Consider the following 15,906-nt stretch of genomic DNA (forward strand, 5'->3'; position numbering starts at 1 on the left):
TCTCCCTAATTTCTACGGTCATATACAATCCATTATATAGCTTCAGCAAGATTTGGACTATATTGAATTCTTGGACAGTTTATTCATGGAAAGAGGATGGTCCATCTTATAAAGGGTTCTCATAGTTGGTAGTTCTCGCTCTTTTTAGAATTCCAATATCCGCTTCAACTTCTCCTTCGCTCCCTTGCGCCACCACTTTACAGCAGAAGGCGAAACTCTTTCGTTCTGTGCTATTTCTTCTACAGTCATCTGATGAACAAAAGTGGCAATAACCCAAGTTGTTTCTCTTTCAGATAGTTCCTTGCAAAGATCTTTTATGTAGTCCTCTTCTTCTCTGTATAGAATAGGACTTTCCATCAGCGCCCAGAACTCCTCACTTGGGTAAGCATTTCTTTCTGCCTCTCTTGTCCGCCGCTTCAATTCATCAAGAAATCTTCCTTGCATATGTCGATATAAATAATTGCTGTATTTACCCTTTTCCTCTTTAAAATGACTCATCGTTTCCCAAATGCTTATTAAACCAATTTGAAAAAACTCTTGCTTATCTTTATAAATCAGCAACTTTTTTATCATATGGTGGATCATCGGTGTAAACTCCTCCACTAATTGCTCGTAATTCTTCCCTTCCACGTTCGTTTCCTTCCAGAAAAGCGCCTTTCCTTTTTATTCCTAGGTACCTTTACTTTATGGAAAAATTGAGTGACTTTCGATTGAAGAAAAAATAAGTTAAAATACCAAAAACACAAGTAATAATTAGAATTGACGTCTAACTTGAAGTTAGAGTGAGGATTATTTGATAAATAGCAATATTTTAAGAGACTGATATCGTTTAAATAAGTCTGCTGCTAGCCCAAAATATGCTATAATTCGAAGGGGAAAATATAGATAGAGGTGACATTCATGGCCATACACGTTGTTTTGTATCAGCCTGAAATTCCGGCTAATACTGCCAATATTGCACGTACTTGTGCAGGAACAAATACAGCTCTGCATTTAATTCGACCACTTGGTTTTTCAACCGATGAAAAGATGATCAAACAAGCAGGTCTAGATTTCTGGGAGAACGTAAACATTACCTATTACGATTCATTAGACGATTTTTTTGTGAAAAATCAAGGTGAATTTTACTATATTGAGACATTCGCAGAAAAAACATATACAGCCTACGATTTCACTGATCAATCAAAGGACTATTATTTCATATTTGGAAAAGAAACAACGGGTTTGCCAAAAGACTTACTAGAAACACATAAGGACCATTTTCTACGAATTCCAATGACCGAACACATCCGGTCCCTGAACCTTTCCAACACAGCAGCAATACTAGTATTTGAAGCATTACGACAACAAGGATATTCACAAATAAAATAAGGAAGCAGAATCTCCTCTGCTTCCCTTTTTTCATTGGTTTTCTTGGCGACTGAAATAATTACTGTAAATCAATTGAATCCATCTTGCGTATAGTCATGTTAACAATGCCAATAGCAACAATTGTTAAAGCGATAGGGATATAAATAATATTAGCCAAGGAAAAGTCCGTCCCGATCGAGGAACACATGATCATGACAATCAACAGAGAGGAGCCAATTGTTGCAGGGGTTGAATAATTTCTCATCCCAAAATAGAGAGGCACAAGCGATGCACCAGCAGTTGCCACATTAAACATCAAAATATTTAATAGCTCGGAAAGAAATTGATTGATCGTTATATTCATTTCAACTGTTAGATGCAATACTTGATTTAGCCCGAGAAAACTCAATACAACAAACAGATTAGAAATAATCAATGTCACGAATGTCATGATAAAAATCAAGACAATCTTTGCGCTCATTATTTTTTTCCGATCTATTGGGTAAGAAAACAAAACAAGCGCAGTTCGATTTTTGAACTCATCTATGATTACCTTCGAAATTAGTACAGAAGCAAAAACAACAAATACGCCACGAACCATTGTTCCAGCTACCATGGAATAATCCGCAAAGCTTTGAAAGGATTCCTCTCCTTCCATTATTTGCTCGAAAGTAATCATGCATAATAACCCAAGAATAACGATATTAGCAATAATAGCCCCTTTAATAAACCAACCTAATTTATGTTTTCTAAGCTCCAGCTTGATTAAATGAAACAAAATATATCCTCCTATTATCATTAAAAGTTAATTAATGATTGATTTTTTCCAATCCAACTTTCTTTATAAAATATTCTTCTAATGAGGTTTGTTTCTTTGTTATAGACTCCACATCAATATCCTCTACTATCAACGTTTTCGTTATTTGTGATGGTAGAATGGCTGTATCATAAATTCGAATAACATCATCATCGATCACTTTCAAATTATTCATATTCAATTTATTGTGTAAAACAAAAGCTGCTTTGCGCTGATTATTTGTTACTAACTCCAGATAATCTGTATTTTTCGCTTTTATAGAATCCATCGTTGCTTCTTCGATAAGTTTACCGTTTTTTATTACACCAATCGTGTCTGCAATTTGTTCAATTTCACCGATTATATGACTAGAAACCAAAATGGTCATTCCATATTCTTTATTAAGGATATTAAACAATCTTCTCATTGACTTAATCCCAGCTGGATCTAGCCCATTAATCGGCTCATCTAAAATTAATAATTCCGGCTTGGTGATAATTGCTCTGGCAACACATAAACGCTGCCTCATCCCCAAGGAAAAGTCTTTTGGTTTCATCGCTTCCACATTTTCAAGACCGACCCACTCTAATGCTTCCTTAATTGCTTTTTTGTTATGATAACCCATGTACTCACAATGTAATTCTAGATTTTCTAAAGCAGTCATTTTTTCATAAAAAATTGGATACTCAATCATGCTGCCAATTCTCGTCAGGTAATCAAAGGAATTCGGAAGAAGGGGCTTTCCGAAGATTGTAATACTTCCTTGTGTAGGCTTAATCATATTGGTCAGCATCTTCATAATCGTTGATTTCCCAGCACCATTAGGACCAAGAAATCCATATACTTCTCCTTGTTTAATATGAAGGGAAACCTGGGATACGACTTCACGTCCTTGTATTGTTTTGGTTAAATCTTTTGTTCGTACAGCATAGTCCATCTAAATCCTCCTCATTTACTATCTGTATTCATTTTAGCTCCTATCCCTTGCTTTTTTCTGTCTTAAATCTTACAAAAACCTTAAGTTTCCCTTACCCATTCATTCGCCTAAAGGTAATGTAAAATGAAGTTTTTTCATATGAAATAGAATGCACAGAAATTTCTCCGTTCATCTCTTCGACAAGCCTTTTGGTAATAGTTAGCCCTAAACCACTGCCTTGAAATGCTTTATTCCTCGAATCGTCAAGTGTAAATAGGCGCTCAAAGATATTCGCTTGGTCAGCTTCGTCGATTCCCTTCCCGCGATCAAACACTTCTATATATACATGCTGTTCATCAAAATGCAGGCTTAATCCAATTACCTTCCCATCGAGACCATAACGGATCGCATTCGAAAGGAGGTTATGTAAAACACGATTTACAGCTTCCTCATTTCCCAGTGCAAAGACAGACTCATCAGGTATATCAATCATTACCTCTAGCCCTTTGGCTCTTATCCAATCATGGAATGTTAAGATATTTTTCTTGCATAGTTCAGATAAATTTACTATTTCAAGGGGAATTTCTTTATCACCAGACTCTAGCTTTGCTAGATCAAAGAATGTATTCATTAATTGAATAAGCTCCATTGTTTTGTCATGCACCTGACTTAATAATTGCACTCTTTCTGTTTCTGTAATGGGAAAATCTTTCTGAAACATTTCAATATAACCGGCTATCACAGTAAGAGGCGTTTTTAAGTCATGGGAAATATTTGCAAGCATACGCTTCATAGAATGTTCCATTTTGATAAATTCTCGGGACTTTTCGTGACGGTCATCTAATACTTTATTGATGCTTATAAGGAGATCTCTTAATTGTTGATCATTTGAGACAACGAGAATTCTTTCATTTGTTTGCATGTGAAGAATTTTTTTCAGTTTGTTTGATATATATGTTATATGTTGATCCCGATTTTTCCTTTGTCGATATTGATACACGTTAAAAATAAGAAGAACCAAAATAATACTGATCCAGATAATCATTCAAACTCCCCTAACTTATAACCAATCCCCCATATTGTTTTGATATAAATAGGATCAGAGGGATTATCCTCAATTTTTTCGCGCAATCGTCTCATATGGACATTAATAACATTATCATCACCAAAATAATCATCGCTCCAAACAGAACGATAAATTTGTTCCTTAGTAAACACTTTCCTTTGGTTGCTAAAAAACAAAAGCAGAATCTTCCATTCTGTCGCTGTCAAATTAATTTCCAAACCATTCTTCCATACCCGATGATTTTCTTTATCTAATTCCAATTCATAGACTTTCATCCTTGATGGCTTAGATTCTTCACGACTTTTGTCAGCGTACTGTGTCGATCTCCTAATCGCTGCTTTTACTCTTGCAGCTAGTTCAATCATAGAAAATGGTTTTGTTATATAATCATCTGCGCCAAACCCTAATCCTAAAGCTTTATCAATCTCTGTGTCTTTCGCTGACATGATGATAACAGGAATATAACTAGTTGTTCTGATACTTTGAAGAACATCCATTCCACTCAATTCTGGTAACATGATATCTAATAAAATCAAATCATAACGCTTTTCCTTAAACATTTGTCCTGCCGTCTTCCCATCAAAAACACATTCCACCTTAAATCCTTCATTATGTAAATATCTTTTTACCATATCACTAATCGCAAGATCATCTTCCACAAGTAAAATAGTTTTTTGCACCTAAACTCCCCCTCTCTTATTTCCCTACATATAAGAGCTAATTATTCTATAAAATATATATTTACCTTTTATACTACTATAAGTAGTATAAATTAATAATGGCATTTATATGGAGATTTACGAAAAGCACACGTGAGAAAAGATTCCTTTTGCTTACATTCCTATCCTATTTGGACAAAAAAAACTGCGCCTCCCGTTGTTAGATGTATCTAACAACAGGGCGCAGTAAAAGGACCGGGTTTTAGATATTTCAACTTTTTTTAGCCCAATCTCTTACCTTCTCCTTTCATAATGAACCTCAACAAACTGGTTATAACATTTCGTTCCTTTTAAGATCAATTCCAATTGATAATCAGCTTCTTTAAATAAAGGAATTCCTTCTCCAATTATTGCAGGGGCGATGGTAAGAATGAACTCATCTATTAACTTCTCTTTAAGAAAAGAATGTAATAGTTCTCCCCCGCCAACCATCCATATATTCTTTCCCTCTTGTTTTTTTAATTTATTTGCAAACTCGATGATGTCATCCTTTATAAATGTCACCTCGTCTGTATCCTTGTGTTCCTGTCTCGAAAAAACATAGCATTCCTTATTTTTATAAGAAAAATCATTTGTATGATTGATAATCCAATCATATGTTTTTCTTCCCATTAGAATAGTATCTATCGTTTCGTAGAATGCAGAAAACCCATTATCTCCTTCGCCTTCTACTTTAAATAACCATTCTAATGATTCATCTTTTGCAGCAATATAACCATCCAGACTTGTTGCCGTAAATAATACGATATTCCGCTGTTTTTTCATATACATTCCTCCTAAAATGTTCGATGGTTATAGTATAATATTTAATAATGACACCTTTTGTCATATATAAAATTTTAGAGGTGATTATATGCGGGCTGATCGGTTGATATCCATTTTGCTCCTGTTACAAAATAGAGGGAAAATGACAACAAAAGAATTAGCGAAGGAATTAGAAGTTACAGAAAGAACAATCCATCGGGATATGGATGCTTTAAGTACAGCAGGAATACCCATTGTAGCAGAAAGAGGGAAAATGGGCGGATGGACATTGCTTGACCAGTATCGTACGAACTTAACTGGATTAAAGTATGATGAAATGTTATCTTTGCTTATTTCTCCTTCTGTTCAATTGTTATCCGATCTCGGATTAGCAAAAGAATGGCATGATGCCCGCCAGAAAATGGTTGCCGCACTCCCGAACGCTTTTCGACAACGTTCCCTCGATGTCTGGAACCGAATTCATATAGATACAACCGCATGGAAACAACCAGCGAAAAAAACTGTTTCCTTTAAGATAATACAAGAAGCAATTTGGAAAGAAAAAGTACTGCATATTCAATATGAGCGAGCAGATGGAAATGTAATTTTTCGGATGGTCAATCCTTTAGGATTAGTAGCTAAAGGAAATACTTGGTACTTAATTGCCTCCTCAGACGAAAAGATACGAAATTATCGAGCATCCAGACTCCTGTCCCTAGTGATGACAGAGGAAGCTTTTACTAGACCACTGGACTTCAATTTGGAGAAATATTGGCTGGAATCCACACAAACTTTTATTAGCTCTCTTCCTGAGTTTAAGGTAGAAGTGGAAGCATCACCATCGATTATTCATAGAATGAAATTCACCACACGTTTTGTGCAAATCGAAAGAATAGGAACACCAACTGCAGAGGGATGGTTCCCTGTAAGCCTGCGCAGTGATACAGAACAAGAAGCAATTGCCTATATTCTAGGCTTTGGCGATCAAATCAGAGTCATCTCCCCTTCCCCGCTGAAACAGGAAATTTACCAAATGGCGAAGAAGATAGTTGATTTTTATAACCGGTAGCGGACGGAGGAGAGCGTTGCTACTGATGGGAAAGAAACGATAGAAGAGGAGCTTAATTTAAAAAGTCTATCTTTCATTAGGATAGAAAGATAGACTTTTACTGATTGACTATTGCTGATTCTTATATTTTCCCGCTCAATTTTTTGCTTTCTAATTTCATATGGAATTTCGGATCTTTTGGTATACTTGGATTAATTCCTTTTAAAGCAGGGACTATCGCACATATTAACTGCACTGCTATTGGATACACAAATGAATGATACAAATAATTATCTCCATTTTCTATTACTAAATTCTTATCCTCAAATCCCTCTACCTTACTGCCAATAATATAGATATTATCTGTCCAGTCTGATAAGACGCTAATTAATTTATTTACTCTCGGCTCTTCTCCGGTATGCAAGAATATAATTGTAGAGTCTTCATTAATTGCGTTGTAGATTCCATGAATAAATTCTTCAAATTCATAACCCGTTACAGGAACACGCATCGTCTCTAATAATTTCAAAGCACTTTCTAAAGTATCCCCATATAATTCATCGGTACCAACAATTCTTATTTCTTTTGCATTTTTTAGTTTTTCACTATTCTTTTGCACCCATTCTTCCGCAGAATAGTAAATATCTATAAAGGCATCGCTCGTTTTATTTAATATTTCTATCACTTGCTTCGTTTCCTCACTACTCAATTTCCCATTTTCTTCTCCAATATAAAGAGCTAAAAGAAGCAAATTTAATTTTGTACAATAAAATCCTTTTGTTTTTGCACCTGATTTCTCTTCCCCACATTGAACAGTCAGTACATAATCAGCAATTTCATCAATTAGTGCATTATCCGTTCCCGCCATGGATGCTATAATACATCCTGACTCTTTTGCTAATTTCATAGAATTAAAGGTAGAATAACTACTTCCCCCTTGCGAAATTCCAATAAAGAGAGTATTTTTTGTGTCCTTTGTTAATAATTCCTCTGTAATTTGAAAAGGATAATAAGCTTCTACAGATAATCCAGTTAACTCACGCATTTTTTGTTGAACTTGCGCTCCTGAATGATAACTAGTTCCTGATCCTGTAATAATAATTCTATTAATCTCCTCTTTTTTAACAGTAGAAAACAACTCACTTGATAGTGCAATTATTTCCTTCATTTTTGCTGGGGTTTCTTTTAAATAATCTGTAATATTCATTAATAATCTCTCCTTTTATAATATTCCAATCCAATGTATAATTATTCCAATAAAAACAGTCGCAATTGTCATCTTAGATATGCTTACTTTTTTTCTAATCATCCAAAAGACAACAAATGTTACTAATATTGGCAAAAGATTAGGCAAAATTTGATTCAATATGTCTTGAATTACTACTTCTGCACCATTTACGCTAAATTTCAATGGTGTGGTGATTTTTAACATAGTTGCTACCATTGCTCCCACTACAAGTAATCCAACTGTAGTAGCCATTGCCATAATTTTGTCCATCAGACCTTCTTTTTGAATTCTTTCCAATGAATTCACACCAACAGAATAACCAAACTTTAATCCAAAAACCCTTACTAATATATTGGGAACATTATAAAGCAGTAAAAACAGGATAGGTCCAATCAAATTGCCATGCTCTGCAAAGGATATACCAATACCAGCGGCAATTATCCTCAATGTTCCCCAAAATAATGAATCTCCAATACCAGCTAACGGTCCCATAAGTGCGGTTTTTACAGCATTAATCGAACTAGTGTCAAAATCTTTATTATTTGCATTTTGTTCCTCCATCGCTGCACTAATTCCAGCAATAGTTGGAGAAACAACTGGTGTTGTATTAAAAATTTCCAAATGTCTTTTTAAAGCCTGTGCCTGTTCTTCTTCCTTTTCATATAATCTTTTGATTACTGGGATCATCGTATAACAAAAGCCGAGATTCTGCATTCTCTCATAGTTAAAGGCACCCTGCAGAGCAAATGACCGCCAAAAAACGCTTTGCAAGTCTTTTTTACTGAGCTTCTTCCCCTCACTCAAAGTTAATCTCTCCCTCCGTTAAATTATTACTTTCGTCCTTCTTCTTTCCAGCATCGTTATTATTAATGAAAAAGTTTAATAGGATTGCTAAACATACACCCATTAACGCTATTGCCATAACATCAAGTTCTAGATATGATGCCGATAAGAAACCGATAAAGAAAAATACGGCCATTTTTTTAGAAAACAGCATATCCATCAAGAGAGCAAACCCAATGGCTGGCAGCAGGTTTCCGGCAATAGTCATTCCTTCTAAAATCACCTTTGGAACTGAATTAATTAGATAAGAAACTTTATCTGCCCCCAATAAAATTGCTAAAAAGGTTGGAACAAACACACTTAGGAAAAATAAAGAGATAGGTATCCACATCATGAGGGTAACTTTTTTAAAATCAGCTTTTTGGGCGTAATGATCTGCTTTATGTACAAAATAAGTATTAATTACCCTTACAAGTACACCTAGTGATTGAGCTAAAACGGCAATAGGAACTGCAAGTGCCAAAGCAACTTCCGGCCCCTTTCCAGAAATGATCGCAAAAGCAGTACCTAAGACTCCTCCTGTCACAACATCGGGTGGTGTAGATGAACCGATGCCAGCGATCCCCATCCAGATTAATTCTAGTTGGGCGCCAATAATAATCCCTGTCTTAAAATCACCAAGAACTAATCCAACCAATGCACCCAATACTAAAGGGCGTTCTAACATCAAGACTCCGAATAATCTGCTATCTAATATTCCTATACCGGCTATTAACCCCAATAATATTGCCTCATATAACAAAAATCTCGCCTCCCCTTATTCTTACTACCATTTTCTTAGATATGATGACGACCATTGTTCGTAGATCTTGATGAAATATTTTTTTATTTTAGTAAATCGCTGAATAATTGTTTTTTATCTCTTGGCAATATTCTGAAATCCAAATTTATACCTAGTTGCTCTATTTGTTTCAGGTTGTTAATATCTTTTTCGCTGACTGCAACTAAATCAGTCAACTTTTTCTTCCCTTCTTCGTATCTTAGCCCCCCTACATTGATCTCACTTATGGCACCTTGGGAGTTCTTAGCAACTTCTAACGCATCATCCGTATTTCTTACCAGAACTAATACATTACTTTTCTTCGCTTCAGCAAATTTACTAATTATTTCTCCAGATTCTGCAACTCCCCTAATATATAATTTCACATTATTAGGTTTAGCCAAATCGAGTGCCATTGCTTTTACTTTGTCATTTTTCGCTTCGTCATTTACCACAAGAATAACATTAGCACCAACAGAAGGTGACCAGCCAAAAGCAACTTGCCCATGGAGGAGACGATCATCAATTCTGAATAAAGAAATCATTTTCACACCACTCCTTTTACTAATTCATTGATGTATTTAATCCCATGTCTTCCTTCTTTAATAGATTCAGTTAAAATCGCTTCAACTGAATCTTCGTTATAAGAAGTCATAATGGTAGTTAAAATCATAGGAAGATTCACACCCGAAACTAAATGAAATGTTTCATTTTCTGGTAAACTCAATAATATTTCAGAACAAATATTATTAACACTTCCCCCGTACACATCTGTAAAAATAACAAGATCTGTTAAAGTATCGCTAAAAATTAACTCTGTTAATTCCTGCTTTCCTACTTCTCCAGATTTTGATTTTGTCATACAAAAACAACTCATTTGGTGGTTTGTACCTATAATTAATTCAGCAGTCTCGATTAATGACTTAGCTAACTCACCATGTGTTGCAATAATGATTCTCACTATTCATCCCTCCATAAGGTGCTTTTTGTATTACTGATTTTCTATCTGTTTAAACATAAATGCTATCGCACCAAGTGCCCCAGCATCCCCTCCAAGCCTAGCCAGACTTATTTCTGTTTTTATTGGAGTAAGGTTTGTAACTAATTCGCTTATTTGATTGATTACGATATCCATCGATTCGGAAACATCTCCACCAATAATAACTCTTTCAGGATTTATTAGATTTGTAGCATTAGCAATAAAAACAGATAGTTCAATAACAAAACTATCTACGATAGAAATTACTTGTTGCTCTCCATGAGAATACTTTTGAAACAAAACTTCTGGGGAATAACCTGACTCTGCCAATGCAATTCCTGATATTTTTGATTCAAATACACCTGGTTTTCCCATCAGGTTAAACTTGCCATTTTCAAAATCACTCCGGCTTATTTGATAGGCAATCTCACCAGCTTGGTAATCATGACCATATACTAGATTCCCTTCGTTAATGACTGCGCTTCCAATACTCTGCCCAATTTCAATAAATAAAAGATTTTTTATCCCTGAAGGATCCAGCCACATTTCACCTAAACCTGCACAATTGACATCATTGTTAATAAATGTGGGAAAAGGAAAATGCGGTTTGAAAATTTCATGAAGGTTAAGATTAGTCCAATTTAAAGCTTTTGCTCGAAATACTATTTCTGAATTAGCTCTACCAGGTACCCCTATGCCCATACCTAGAATTTTTTCCTCGGGTATAGCAGATTCTTTTATGCTCTCTTTGACAATACCGATAATTTCTTCTACTTGATTTGTTAATTTCACCTTTTTTTTAAAGATTATCTTTCCAACTAAATTGGTAATAATGATTAAAATTCTTACTCTATCAATATCTAATCCAATACCATAAGCTGAATCCGTGTTATATCCTAGCATCAATGCAGGTCTCCCACCACCCTTAACAGGACTTTGTTCTCCCATCTCTATTACTAATTTTTTTTCTAACAATTCTTCCACAATTGATGAAACTGTTGACTTACTTAATGATAATTTTTTTGCAATTTGAGCTCTGCTAATTAACTTTTCTGTTTTAATTTCTTCCAATATCAATGACCGATTAATTTTTTTTATCAAGTCATGATGTGCTGCAACTTTGTTTTTCATAATGCTTTATCCTATCTCCAATACTAGTTTGTAAATCCTTAAAAATTTCTATTATGTCTTATTCCCTTTAATTAGTTTTGTTACTGGACTAATTATTTGTATTATCACATAAGTTTTCTGACATTTCAATATCTTTCTAAAAATTTTCTGATTGTTCTACTAATTTTATTAACCCTTTTTAGTTTCTTATCGCTAGTTGAAGAAAGAAGCTTTCATTTATTTTGAGGTTATCTTTATTGCCTATGCTGAAATAGGGCTTCTCTCATTAAGTAGAGAGAAGCCCTATTTCCGGTAAAGAAATTATTAAAAGAAAGAACTTAGAGAATTTCTTTTTACATCTATTTTTATATGTATAATATGCCACCCGTTTCTTACTACTCTTCCACTTATAGGTGAATAACGGGACTCTTTTTTAACTTTTTTACTAATGCCTCATTATGTTTGCGAGAGCCTTACATATTCGTACTGGAAAATTGGTGTGCAAAGTCATGATCTGTCATGATTTCAATTGCTTCTGCCAAATTATTATTTAAAATAACAGTAGAAATTGGGGCAAATGATGCTTTCACCTTATCGTAGCTTAAGGCGTTAATTTTTTTCCTATCTATTGGATAAGAAAGCAAAACAAGCGTAGTTCAATTTTTGAACCCAGCAATAATTTCTCGAAAAAGCACAGAACAAAATATATTCTTCTTTATCCCAAAAAATTTTAAACCAGTTATTAAAATATATTAAAAAACACCAAAAAGACCAAATAACTATTTAAAAAAATACAATCCTTCACTATTTCTATTATTATCAGATTTATCGACTATTACTTTTCTCTTAATTAATTCTCTTTTTATTATATCTATGTAAGCCTTATTTAGATTAAGTTCTATTGCCTTATGATACACTCCTAATAAAGTTTCACTATCTAAATTCTTCATACTACCCTCCAAACTCAGCACAAAAAACTCAATTATTTCCCTTATTTTATTCTCTATATTTTCTTTTAATAATCCCGATGAACACTTCTTCTTAAATGAAGATTAAGCACTTGGCGATAAAGTCTCGTTATCTAATTCTTCATATACCCTCCCTAAAAACCCAAAAAACCAAAAAACTATTTAAATAACATGGATTTTTCAATCTGATTTTCCTTATAGTCCTAAATAAGTCTGAAATAGTATATTACATACTATAATATTAACCGCTACCCAATAAACTGCCAATAAAGTTTGAGAAAATTTTTTTCATTTTTTAAAGTAGTGAAAAAATAGTGCTATTAAGATTGCATGTTGCAATAGAACTTCCCTTATATTTTTAACAGTATAAATCAAATGAACGATAAGATACTCCAAGCATTCCATTTGATTTATACTTCTATTTATAATTAAATTAAATCTCTGATAAGAAAAAAACTAACATCTTTAATTCATCCGCTTCTAGTCTATCCAAACACTCAAAGAATTGAGAACTCAATTCATTCGTTGATAAATCACTTCTTTTATTCTCAGCAGGCATAATAATAGCAAGAGATAAACCAACGAAAATGGAGATCTGTACATACGGATTATTAGATGCAGAAATCGAAAAATCAGTAATACCTTTCGTTTCTTCTCCGCCTTTGTTTAGAAAATAAATTAGTTTACTTAAATAATAACAACAGAACTTTGTATCTGTTGTCAGCTTTCTATTTCCAAATTTATTTGCAATACGATTCAAAATCTTTTTATCAACATACTTTTCCATTGATGCCATATTTATGTTTATGCTTTCTTTATTATCTAAATTTTCTTCTTTTAAAGAGGATTGATTCTGAGCATTAACATATAAATCAATAACTTCTTTTGTAGGAATAAAAACTACAATCGAACGACCTGTATCACTTTCATTTTTAACATACGTTCTTTCTAAATAACCATCTTTCTCTAATACTTTCATAACATCGTATGCAGTCCATTTACTTACCCCGATTGAATTTGCTATTGTCTCATAATGTACCGGCAAAAGAGTATCTTGATAAATTTTTACAATTTCCTCTAAAAACTGCTTTCTGCGTTTAGTGATACCCATAATTACTCCTTTAATTAATCTCAATATAATCTTCTTTTTATTTCTTAGTATTATTTGTAGAACATTATTAGGCTTAATAATAAGTTATAGTAACTAATTATTAGTGCACCCCAACTGTGAATTACTAAATTTAACTTCATTTTCTAGCACAATGGTTCGGTTTTATATAAAATATTGAATAGCATCAGGAGAGTTATATTAGAAATCTATACTACCGTAACAAAATAATTATTTCTTTATAATTATAAGGTAACCATTTATTATACATCTCAATCTGTTTATTTTTTAACATTGTATTTTACCCTTTTGCTATGTTTAATAAACCCATTCCTTTTCAAATTTTGATATATTTTTTCACTATAGTAATTTAAAATTAGCAACATTACAAAAATTAAAATGGTGCTTAAATTAATAACTTGGTATGAAACGAAACTGACAACATAACTTATGATATGTTGTTTCCAATCCCCTTGCTTTCGCATGTAATTAAACCAATTTATATATCAAATAATTCTTTTGATAATTTCCTTCTATAATTAGTAATGCTTTTACCTTTTTCTAATAAATATACGAGTGTTCCATCTTGTTTTGTATTAGCAATTTGTCAATGTTTTCTTTTATTTCCGGTTTTCACCATCCTTAAATAGATAAAAACATTGGGAATAGAAGCGATAAATTTATAATCTCTCCTTTTTTTATATTACACTTAATTCTTCAAGACAGTCAGAAATCTTTCTGCTTGTAAAAAATATGTAACAACTTGGCAAACACTGTAATAACAAAAGGTGAATTTTGAGCAATTACAATGAAAAGCCACTTATTTATTATTTTCGAAGAAATAATCTCTTACAGAAAAAGGGATCAATCAGAAGTCTTAAATCTGATACAGCTTGACTATATTCATACCATACAGTTGTAGTTAAAGTAACCACCTAAATTCTTCAGGTCTTTCTCACTTCATTATAGTTATTTTTTGATTATGGAGGGAAGTTCCTTATAATAATTCATAAAATAGACAAAATATTACTACTCCGAAGAGCAGATTAAAGGAAACAAACAGCTTTATCATTCCATCAATTATTTTATTTGTTTCCCCATATTATAATGAAGAGAAAATCCATGAGAATATTTACTTTACATATTGAGCAAGACCTTTTAAAAAGCCTTATTGTACTTTTAAACTTGCCTCAATACGGTGCTTCAGACTATTTTACCATATAAATCTCATTTATTACCATAATATAAAAAAACTCATCATATATTTCTTTTTTTATCTGTTATAATTCAACATTTTACAATTTATATCTATGGGGAATGGATCGTTAACTCACCTATCAGCAAGCTGTGGTTTATCTGATAATTTAAGGAGGATAGCATCTATACTATCCTCCTTAATCTATCCTTAAAAATACCTATAAGTTTATTCTTTTTTATTAATTAGTACATCAAGATATTTCAGCTTTTCTTTTGAAGGCAAAATTCAAAAAAGAGGAATTTTCAGTGGTCTCAAGCCCGTACCTTACTCTACATTTAAGGTTAACAACGGGATTCTTTTTTCGTATTTTTTTACTAATGCTTCATTATGATCGTCCGAGCCTTCTATATTTCCACTTAAGAAAACTGGTGGTTCAAAATCATGATCTGCCATGATTTTAATTGCTTCTGCAAAGATACTATTTAGGATAGTCGCACCAATAACAGTAGAAGTTGGGGCAAACGGCACCTTCACCTTATCGTAGCTTAAGATAGCATCTCCTTTTGCCGAATGATTGTTTATCACTAAATCGACTGAATTAAAAAGATGGTTACCACTTTTATGACGAGAAGGCTGGCTTTGGGAATATTCTAATGAAGTTATCCCAATGACAAACGCGCCTTTTCCTTTCGCATATTGTGCTACATCAACAGGGACAGGATTTCGTCCAGATGTAGATAACACAAAAACGATATCATTTGGCTTAATCTCATATTCCTCTATAAAGTTTTGAGCATAATCATTTTTGCGCTCCAACTGGGAAGAACGCATTGCCCCTTCGTGAAGCATTAGTGGTTCGAATAAAATTGGTTTTAGGGGTACCAATCCACCAGCGCGGTAAAAAACCTCTTCTGTTAGGATATGGGAATGTCCGCATCCAAATAATTGAATAATGCCATCATTTTCAATGCTGTCTGCGACTTTTTCTGCCGCCAGTTGTAAATGTACTTTTTCCTTTTCTAAAACCAACTGTAGTAGATTGGCTACTTTTTCAAAATAGTTCGTTAGCATGA

At 33.4% G+C, this 15,906-nt stretch carries 17 protein-coding genes; 2 read left to right on the forward strand and 15 right to left on the reverse strand.

All coding sequences use genetic code 11. The annotated features are described in order from the left end of the window. Positions 1 to 144 precede the first annotated feature (144 nt). Positions 145 to 630, reverse strand: a complete 486-nt coding sequence (locus tag C2I06_RS15465; RefSeq protein WP_095329683.1) for a sigma-70 family RNA polymerase sigma factor — start codon at positions 628 to 630, stop codon at positions 145 to 147. Between the two features lie 270 nt (positions 631 to 900). On the opposite strand from C2I06_RS15465, the gene trmL reads away from it, so the two are divergent. Continuing rightward, a complete protein-coding gene (trmL, locus tag C2I06_RS15470; protein ID WP_047942050.1) occupies positions 901 to 1,371 on the forward strand; it encodes a tRNA (uridine(34)/cytosine(34)/5-carboxymethylaminomethyluridine(34)-2'-O)-methyltransferase TrmL in 471 nt (156 codons plus the stop codon). 58 nt (positions 1,372 to 1,429) lie between these two features. Here the strand turns inward: trmL and C2I06_RS15475 are convergent, their stop codons facing one another. From C2I06_RS15475 to C2I06_RS15495, 5 genes are all read right to left on the reverse strand, one after another. After that, entirely contained in the window at positions 1,430 to 2,128 is a 699-nt protein-coding gene (locus C2I06_RS15475) for an ABC transporter permease (RefSeq protein WP_163185299.1), read from the reverse strand. 31 nt (positions 2,129 to 2,159) lie between these two features. Next, complete coding sequence (locus C2I06_RS15480; protein ID WP_095329681.1) at positions 2,160 to 3,083, reverse strand: ABC transporter ATP-binding protein; 924 nt, start codon at positions 3,081 to 3,083, stop codon at positions 2,160 to 2,162. Between the two features lie 91 nt (positions 3,084 to 3,174). Beyond that, positions 3,175 to 4,107, reverse strand: coding sequence for a sensor histidine kinase (locus C2I06_RS15485; RefSeq protein ID WP_123258360.1), 933 nt, complete (start codon positions 4,105 to 4,107; stop codon positions 3,175 to 3,177). Further along, positions 4,104 to 4,760, reverse strand: a complete 657-nt coding sequence (locus C2I06_RS15490) for a response regulator transcription factor (protein ID WP_217279684.1) — start codon at positions 4,758 to 4,760, stop codon at positions 4,104 to 4,106. Before C2I06_RS15490 ends, C2I06_RS15485 begins: the two co-directional genes overlap by 4 nt. A gap of 321 nt (positions 4,761 to 5,081) precedes the next feature. Beyond that, positions 5,082 to 5,612, reverse strand: coding sequence for a dihydrofolate reductase family protein (locus tag C2I06_RS15495; protein WP_095329678.1), 531 nt, complete (start codon positions 5,610 to 5,612; stop codon positions 5,082 to 5,084). A gap of 88 nt (positions 5,613 to 5,700) precedes the next feature. On the opposite strand from C2I06_RS15495, the gene C2I06_RS15500 reads away from it, so the two are divergent. Continuing rightward, positions 5,701 to 6,660 carry a helix-turn-helix transcriptional regulator gene (locus C2I06_RS15500; RefSeq protein ID WP_095329677.1) on the forward strand — a complete coding sequence of 320 codons (960 nt, stop codon included), beginning with the start codon at positions 5,701 to 5,703 and terminating at the stop codon, positions 6,658 to 6,660. 121 nt (positions 6,661 to 6,781) lie between these two features. Here C2I06_RS15500 and C2I06_RS15505 read toward each other — a convergent pair whose 3' ends face one another. The 9 genes from C2I06_RS15505 to C2I06_RS15545 all read right to left on the reverse strand — a co-directional run bounded on the left by C2I06_RS15505 (position 6,782) and on the right by C2I06_RS15545 (position 15,904). Further along, the gene (locus C2I06_RS15505; RefSeq protein ID WP_095329676.1) at positions 6,782 to 7,846 is read right to left on the reverse strand and encodes an SIS domain-containing protein; all 1,065 of its coding nucleotides are present in this window, start codon (positions 7,844 to 7,846) and stop codon (positions 6,782 to 6,784) included. A gap of 15 nt (positions 7,847 to 7,861) precedes the next feature. Continuing rightward, positions 7,862 to 8,671 (reverse strand): PTS system mannose/fructose/sorbose family transporter subunit IID, encoded by an 810-nt coding sequence (locus C2I06_RS15510; RefSeq protein ID WP_095329675.1) that lies wholly within the window; start codon positions 8,669 to 8,671, stop codon positions 7,862 to 7,864. Further along, positions 8,664 to 9,452: a PTS mannose/fructose/sorbose/N-acetylgalactosamine transporter subunit IIC gene (locus tag C2I06_RS15515; protein ID WP_095329674.1), complete on the reverse strand. Its 789-nt coding sequence runs from the start codon at positions 9,450 to 9,452 to the stop codon at positions 8,664 to 8,666. Before C2I06_RS15515 ends, C2I06_RS15510 begins: the two co-directional genes overlap by 8 nt. Positions 9,453 to 9,535: 83 nt before the next feature. Then, positions 9,536 to 10,015: a PTS sugar transporter subunit IIB gene (locus C2I06_RS15520; RefSeq protein WP_095329673.1), complete on the reverse strand. Its 480-nt coding sequence runs from the start codon at positions 10,013 to 10,015 to the stop codon at positions 9,536 to 9,538. A gap of 2 nt (positions 10,016 to 10,017) precedes the next feature. Continuing rightward, entirely contained in the window at positions 10,018 to 10,431 is a 414-nt protein-coding gene (locus C2I06_RS15525; protein ID WP_163185294.1) for a PTS sugar transporter subunit IIA, read from the reverse strand. Between the two features lie 30 nt (positions 10,432 to 10,461). Then, positions 10,462 to 11,580 carry an ROK family transcriptional regulator gene (locus C2I06_RS15530; protein WP_095329671.1) on the reverse strand — a complete coding sequence of 373 codons (1,119 nt, stop codon included), beginning with the start codon at positions 11,578 to 11,580 and terminating at the stop codon, positions 10,462 to 10,464. 758 nt (positions 11,581 to 12,338) lie between these two features. Continuing rightward, positions 12,339 to 12,509 carry a sporulation histidine kinase inhibitor Sda gene (gene sda, locus C2I06_RS15535; RefSeq protein WP_123258361.1) on the reverse strand — a complete coding sequence of 57 codons (171 nt, stop codon included), beginning with the start codon at positions 12,507 to 12,509 and terminating at the stop codon, positions 12,339 to 12,341. A gap of 451 nt (positions 12,510 to 12,960) precedes the next feature. Next, the gene (locus C2I06_RS15540) at positions 12,961 to 13,638 is read right to left on the reverse strand and encodes a LexA family transcriptional regulator (RefSeq protein ID WP_123258362.1); all 678 of its coding nucleotides are present in this window, start codon (positions 13,636 to 13,638) and stop codon (positions 12,961 to 12,963) included. Between the two features lie 1,519 nt (positions 13,639 to 15,157). Continuing rightward, positions 15,158 to 15,904: an SIS domain-containing protein gene (locus tag C2I06_RS15545; RefSeq protein WP_123258363.1), complete on the reverse strand. Its 747-nt coding sequence runs from the start codon at positions 15,902 to 15,904 to the stop codon at positions 15,158 to 15,160. Positions 15,905 to 15,906 lie beyond the last annotated feature (2 nt).

The organism is Niallia circulans (assembly GCF_003726095.1).
Lineage (GTDB): Bacteria > Bacillota > Bacilli > Bacillales > Cytobacillaceae > Niallia > Niallia circulans_A.